Source organism: Streptomyces sp. SID3212 (assembly GCF_009865405.1).
GTDB lineage: Bacteria > Actinomycetota > Actinomycetes > Streptomycetales > Streptomycetaceae > Streptomyces.
Map to the genome: position 1 here is coordinate 1 of NZ_WWJY01000793.1, position 6,309 is coordinate 6,309.

The 6,309-nt window shown below is 70.6% G+C and carries 7 protein-coding genes and 1 pseudogene; 6 read left to right on the top strand and 2 right to left on the bottom strand.

Translation table 11 applies throughout. The annotated features are described in order from the left end of the window. The 5 genes and pseudogenes from GT042_RS23985 to GT042_RS24005 form a co-directional block, all read left to right on the top strand. Positions 1-127 (top strand): annotated as a pseudogene (locus tag GT042_RS23985) (DUF5134 domain-containing protein); the annotation flags it as partial. A 141-nt stretch (positions 128-268) separates the two neighbouring features. Further along, positions 269-1,204, top strand: coding sequence for a M56 family metallopeptidase (locus tag GT042_RS23990; protein ID WP_161310803.1), 936 nt, complete (start codon positions 269-271; stop codon positions 1,202-1,204). Positions 1,205-1,237: 33 nt separating this feature from the next. Beyond that, on the top strand, positions 1,238-1,930 hold the full coding sequence (locus GT042_RS23995; protein ID WP_161310804.1) for a phosphatase PAP2 family protein: 693 nt from the start codon (positions 1,238-1,240) through the stop codon (positions 1,928-1,930). Between the two features lie 19 nt (positions 1,931-1,949). Then, positions 1,950-2,660, top strand: coding sequence for an HAD-IA family hydrolase (locus GT042_RS24000; protein ID WP_161310805.1), 711 nt, complete (start codon positions 1,950-1,952; stop codon positions 2,658-2,660). Between the two features lie 193 nt (positions 2,661-2,853). Continuing rightward, a complete protein-coding gene (locus tag GT042_RS24005) occupies positions 2,854-3,450 on the top strand; it encodes a TetR/AcrR family transcriptional regulator (protein WP_161310806.1) in 597 nt (198 codons plus the stop codon). Positions 3,451-3,489: 39 nt separating this feature from the next. Here GT042_RS24005 and GT042_RS24010 read toward each other — a convergent pair whose 3' ends face one another. Continuing rightward, positions 3,490-5,004, bottom strand: a complete 1,515-nt coding sequence (locus GT042_RS24010; protein ID WP_161310807.1) for a hypothetical protein — start codon at positions 5,002-5,004, stop codon at positions 3,490-3,492. A gap of 180 nt (positions 5,005-5,184) precedes the next feature. Here GT042_RS24010 and GT042_RS24015 point away from each other — a divergent pair, with 180 nt between their 5' ends. Further along, entirely contained in the window at positions 5,185-5,871 is a 687-nt protein-coding gene (locus GT042_RS24015) for a DUF305 domain-containing protein (RefSeq protein ID WP_345943893.1), read from the top strand. A gap of 122 nt (positions 5,872-5,993) precedes the next feature. Here GT042_RS24015 and GT042_RS38310 read toward each other — a convergent pair. After that, the coding region (locus tag GT042_RS38310) for a DUF6214 family protein (RefSeq protein ID WP_237531115.1) at positions 5,994-6,309 on the bottom strand (316 nt) is incomplete at its 5' end.

Below are 6,309 nucleotides of genomic sequence, written 5' to 3' on the forward strand. Positions count from 1 at the left end.
GGGCGGTGGGCCGTCCGGCGGGGCGGCCGGGGCGGTGGCCGCCGGCTGGGGCGATCGGCCGGAGTTGACGCTGGTCTGCCGGCTCTCGATGGGGCTCGCGATGCTGGCGATGCTGCTGGGGCTGTGAGCGGGGCCGTACCGGCTGAGCCACCCCCGTACCGGCATCACGTACGGGGCCACGCACGGCACCCCTCACAAAACGTGTCCTGAGTCACATGGCCCGCCGGACCGTACCCCCGTGCGGCGCCGCCCTCATAGTCTGGTGACCATGATGGTCTCCTTGGCGCTGCTGCTGCTCGGTGCGCTGGCCGCCGTCGTCGCCCCGAGGCTCCTGGCCCGCGCCGACTGGCCGGAGCGTGAGCCCGTCGTGGCGCTCTGGGTGTGGCAGTGCGTGGTGGCCGCCGTGCTGCTGAGCTTCACCCTCGCCATGACCTTCAGCGCCGCCGCCGCCTGGGCGGCCGTACGGGGACACGTCTTCGCCCCCGCCCCGCGCGGCGTGATGGAGGCCTACGCGCTCGGCACCCACCGGCCCTGGTCCGCCGTGATCGCGGTGGTGCTGTTCGGCGGCGGGCTGTGGACGGCGGCGATGCTGACCCGGGAGATCCACCGTTCCCGCGCGCGGCGCAGGAGCGACCGTACGGAACTGCTCCTCCGCTCCCCCGCCCTGCCCGGCGAGAAGTCCGGCGGCGATCCGCTCGTCGTGCTGGAGGGCGAGCGGCCCGACGCCTGGTGGCTGCCGGGTACCAAGCCCCGGCTGGTCATCACCACGGCCGCCCTGCGGCGGCTGAAGGGCAGTCAGCTCGACGCCGTACTGGCCCACGAGGAGGGGCACGCGCGCGCCAGGCACGACTGGCTGCGGCACTGCTCGGCCGCGCTCGCCAACGGCTTTCCGCAGGTGCCGGTGTTCGCGGCGTTCCGCGACCAGATGCACCGGCTGGTCGAACTGGCCGCGGACGACATGGCCTCGCGCCGCTTCGGCCGGCGGACGACCGCCCTCGCGCTGGTCGAACTGAACGAGCACCGAGGGGTGTTCGGGCCCGGGACCACGCCTGACGCGCAACTGCCGCAGCGGGTGAACCGGCTGCTGGCACCGGGCCCCCGGCTCACCGCGGGCCGCCGCCTGTGGCTGACCGCCACGGCCACCCTGGTCCCGGCCGTGCCCCTGCTGGTCGCCTTCGTACCGGCGCTGCGCGCCCTCGGATAGCTTGGGCGCCGCTTCGTCGGCAAGGATCACCCCATGCACTCGCCGCCGATCCACTCCCCCGCGCCGACTCCCCCGGCCGCCCGACCGCTCGTCACCCCCGGGCGTACCGCCGTCGTCCTCGCCGCCGTCTCGGCCGTCCTGACGGCGCTCGTCGCCGTGGAGTGGGGGCCGCTGCTCTCCTTCGACCGGGCGTCCGCCGACCGGCTGCACCGCTGGGCGGTGGCCGAGCCGGGTCTCACCCACACCAACCGGGTGCTGACCGACTGGGTGTGGGATCCCTGGACGATGCGGATCCTCACGGCGGTCGCGGTGGTCGTGCTCTGGCTCCAGGGCGCCCGGCTGCTCGCGGCGGCCGTCGTCGTGGGCGCCGTGGTGACCACGGCCCTCCAGCAGGGCCTCAAGGCCGTTGTGGGCCGTGAACGCCCCAGCTGGCCCGACCCGGTGGACTCGGCGCACTTCGCGTCCTTCCCGTCCGGGCACGCGATGACCGCCACCTTCACCCTGGGCCTGTTCCTGTGGCTCCTGCGGCGCGCCGGCGCGAACGGGTGGCTGTGGGGCACGGCGGTGGCCGTCGCGGTCGTCTCCGTGGTGGGGGTGGGCCTGACACGCCTGTGGCTGGGGGTGCACTGGAGTTCGGACGTGCTGGCCGGCTGGCTGCTGGGCGGGTGCCTCGTCGCACTGTTCATCACCACGTACGGGCGTCTGGCCTTGTCGCGGGGGCGCTGACCCGGGAAGTATCGGGCCCATGACGTTCAAGGGTGTGCTCTTCGACTTCTCCGGAACCCTCTTCCGTATCGAATCGGCGGGATCCTGGCTGCGCGCCGTGCTCGACGAGGCGGGTGCCGCCGTACCGCCCGACGAGGTGCGCCGGTACGCCATGGCGCTCGCCGTGTCCGGGGCGCTGCCGGGTGGTTCCGCGCCGGAGCGGGTCCCGCCGGACCTCGCCGCGCTGTGGGCGACACGCGACCGGAGCGCGGCGGAGCACCGCGCCGCGTACACGGGGCTGGCCCGTCAGGTGGAACTGCCCGACCCTTCCCTGTACGACGCGCTCTACGAACGCCACATGACGCCGGAGGCGTGGCGGCCGTACGCCGACGCGGGCGCCGTGCTCGGCGCGCTGCGGCAGGGCGGGGTCGGGGTGGCCGTGGTGAGCAACATCGGCTGGGACCTGCGGCCCGTCTTCCGGGCCCACGGCCTGGACTCGCTCGTGGACGCGTATGTGCTGTCGTTCGAGCACGGTGTCCAGAAGCCCGACGAGCGGCTCTTCCGGGCGGCGTGCGACGAGTTGGGGCAGGACCCGCACGACATCCTGATGGTCGGCGACGACCGGGCGGCGGACGGCGGGGCGGCGCGGCTGGGGTGCGCGGTGCACTTCGTGGACCATCTGCCGGTCGAGGAGAGGCCCTCGGGCCTGCGGCCGGTGATCGCGCTGGCGGGCTGCGGGCCGCTCGTGTAGGCGGCGCCCGGCGGGGCCGTACGGACGAACACGTCGCGCCGGACGGGACCGTACGTACGGAAAAGCCGTCTGCCTCGGGCGATCCCCCGCGTCGCCCAAGGCAGGCGGCAGCCCCGCTGAGCAGGCACGGAGAGGCCTGCGGCAGGACGCTCTGAGTATACTGGTTGAAAGCCAGTCAACGCAGGAGTCCAGCATGTCCCCGCGGAGCGCATCGGTCAATGAAGAGCTGCGTCGGCGATCCCGGGATCGACTGCTGCAAGCCACCGTGGAGTTGGTCGCCGAGCACGGTTACGAGGCCACGAAGCTCGCCGACATCGCCGACCGGGCCGGAACCGCGCGGGGTCTGGTGTCGTACTACTTCCCCAGCAAGCGCCAGCTCTTCCAGTCCGCGGTCCACCGGCTGATGCACCGCACGCTGGAGGCGGGGCTGGAGCGCGAACCGCGTACGGACGACGGGCCCGAGCTGCTGGCGCGCGCGATCGACGCGATCCTCGGACTGGCCGTCGACAGCCCTGTCCTGATGCGGGCCCACATGGCCGGAATTCTCCAGGCCGAGGGCTTTGTACAGTGCCCGGAACAGCAGCGTCTCGCGCAGCTGCTGCGCGAGACGGTGGTGCGGTACGGCTCACCGGACGTGGACAGCGACTATCCGCTGTTGCGCGCCCTGCTGATGGGCGCGGTGTTCGCCGTCCTGATACCGGGGGCTCCGATGCCCCGGCAGCGGCTGCGCGGCGAGCTGTTCACGCGATACGGACTGGCGTGGGAGCTCGGCGTTCCGCCGGGCGGCTGACCGCCCGGCGGAACGGATCGGGATCACCCCGCGGCGACCTCAGTCGTCGTGGTGGTCGTGGTGGTTGTCGCGGTCGAAGTAGTCGGGCTGCGTCTGGACGTTGAGCTCGTCGACGCGCACGCGCTTCGCCGGGTCCGTCCTGCGGTCGTCGAGCTTCAGTACGTCGAAGCCCTTGGCGATGTCGTTGGAGTAGATGTAGCCGTTGTAGTAGTACGCGGACCAGGAACCGCCGGTCGCGTTGGTGGTGGCCGAGAGCGGACCACGCTCGAAGTAGCCGATCTCGGTGGGACGCGACGAGTTGGTGAAGTCCCAGACGGATATACCGCCCTGGTACCACGCCTGGACCATGATGTCGCGGCCCTTGACCGGGATGATCGAGCCGTTGTGGGCGACGCAGTTCTCGGTGCTCCCCTGGTAACGGGGGATCTTGTAGTAGCTGCGGAAGACCAGCTTGCGGTGGTCGCCGCGGCCCACGATGTCGTAGATGCCGTCGGCGCCCTTGTTCGGGCCGATCGCCTCGTTGCAGGTGGCGGCGCCGCCGCCGCCCAGCTCGTCGGTGAAGACGACCTTGTCGGCGTCCTGGTTGAAGGTGGCCGAGTGCCAGAACGCGAAGTTGACGTTGTCCTGGACGCGGTCGATGACCTTGGGCCGCGCCGGGTTCTTGATGTCGAGGAGGATGCCGTCACCCATGCAGGCGCCGGCGGCCAGGTCCTTGGAGGGCAGCACGGTGATGTCGTGGCAGCCCGAGGTGGTGGAGACGCCCGGGTTGGTGGTGCCGCCCGGGTTGCCGCCGTCCGGGAAGAGCAGCGGGAAGTTCACGATCGACGACTTCTCGGGGGCCTTGCGCGGCACCTTGATGACGGTGATGCCGTCGTGCGGCGGCTGGCAGTCCGGGAAGCTGGCGCTGGGCGAGTACGAGGAGACGTAGATGTACACGTCCTTGCGCTCGGGCACCAGGGTGTGGGTGTGCGAGCCGCACGCGGTCTCGACGGCGGCGACGTACTGCGGGTTCCGCTTGTCGCTGATGTCGAAGATCTTCATGCCCTCCCAGGAGGACTTCTCCGAGGCCGGCTGCGTCACGCTGGAGCAGGAGTTGTCACTGCGTGAGGAGTCGGTCGACAGGAAAAGGAGATCCCCGGAGACGGTGATGTCGTTCTGGGAACCGGGGCAGAGGACCTGCGCGACGGTCTTGGGGGCCTTCGGGTTGCTGATGTCGAAGATCCGGAAGCCGTCGTAGTTGCCTGCGAAGGCGTACTTGCCCTGGAACGCGAGGTCCGAGTTGGTCCCGGCGAGCGCGTCCTTGGGGGTGTTGCTCAGGTGCTGGATGTTGCTGCTGTGGACGATCTCGTCCACGCCGGGTATCTCACCACTCTTGATCGCGGCAGTCGCGTCTGCGACGGCGGCGGCGGAGATCTTCGCCGGAGCGGATGCGTCACCGGGGTCCGGTGTGGCGACCGCGGGTCCTGCTACGAGCAGGGTGGCGAAAAGCCCGGCCGCGGCTGCCGCCACGCCCAGACGTCTCCGCCGCACGCGGGTGGTGTGCAACGAGGTCACTGCGTCCTCCCTTTCATCCGTTCAGAGTTGAACGGCTTACAGACCACGGCAGTATCGTCCCTCTCATGTACATCTCAACAGATGGCAACAGAGACGTAATGAAAGTTTTTGATCACTTGGTTGCGGAAGCGTGTTAGTACGGAGTCTCTTCTAGTCTCTTCTTCGTCTCTTCGAGATCATGTGCCGCAGGAGGTAGCTGTGTTGATCCGCCGCAGGAACCCGCGTTCCCGCGTGGCCGCCGTCGCGACGGCCGTCGCCGTCGCCGTACTCGCCCTGGGCGCCTGCGACTCGGGCGACGACGATGCTTCTGGTGCGTCAAAACCCAAAGGGGACAAGGGACTTGGGGTGGTGGCACCGGGGAGGCCGGGCGAACCGGCGAAGACCCTGTCACCCCGGGAAGCACTCAAGGCCGCACCGGACGACAGCCCCAACTCGGCTGATTTCACCTACGCGCAGATGATGATCGTGCATCACACGCAGGCACTGAAGATGACCGAACTTGTCCCGAAGAGGGCAGCTTCGGCCTCCGTGAAACGGCTCGCCGAACGCATCGCCTCGGCCCAGAAGCCCGAGATCGACGTCATGGCCGGATGGCTGGAAATCAACGGTGGGGCAAAGAAGACGTCAGGACATGACCATGGCGCGATGCCGGGCATGGCGACGGAGGCGCAGCTGGACCAACTGCGCGCGTCGAAGGGCAAGGCGTTCGACGAGCTCTTCCTGACGCTGATGATCACGCACCACCAGGGCGCGATCACGATGGCGACGGAGGCGTTGTCGTCGGGCAACAACGTGCTGGTCGAGGAGATGGCCGGCGACGTCATCGCGCAGCAGACGTCGGAGATGGCGCGGATGCGGGCGCTCTGATGGGGCCGGGGGTTGTGCGAAGGTCCGGCCGTGACCGGTGCCGGTGCCGAGCCCTGCCGGGGCCCCTGCCCCGGCCCTGGCCCTGCCCCGCTTCTACCCTGCTCCTGCCCCGCTCCTGCCGGTCAGCGGCGGTGGTGACGGGGCAACAGGTGTCCGTCGTCGCGGGCGCCCGCGATCAGCCTGAGTGACTTGCGGCGGCTGAATCCGGTGGCGGACATGACGGCGAGCACCGGGTCCAGGCCGTCGCGCTGGGCGGCGCGGTAGATGTCGGCGACGGTGCGGCGGGCGGGGGCGGTGCGGTCGGCCCGGTGGCGGCCGGTGGTTTCCGCGGGGGCCTGCGGGGGCGCTTCCGCGGGCTCTGGGGGCTCGGGTTCCGTTTCGCCGTGCGCCGGGGGGTCCGGCAGGTCGAGTACGGGCAGCTCCGGGGTGGCCGGCGCG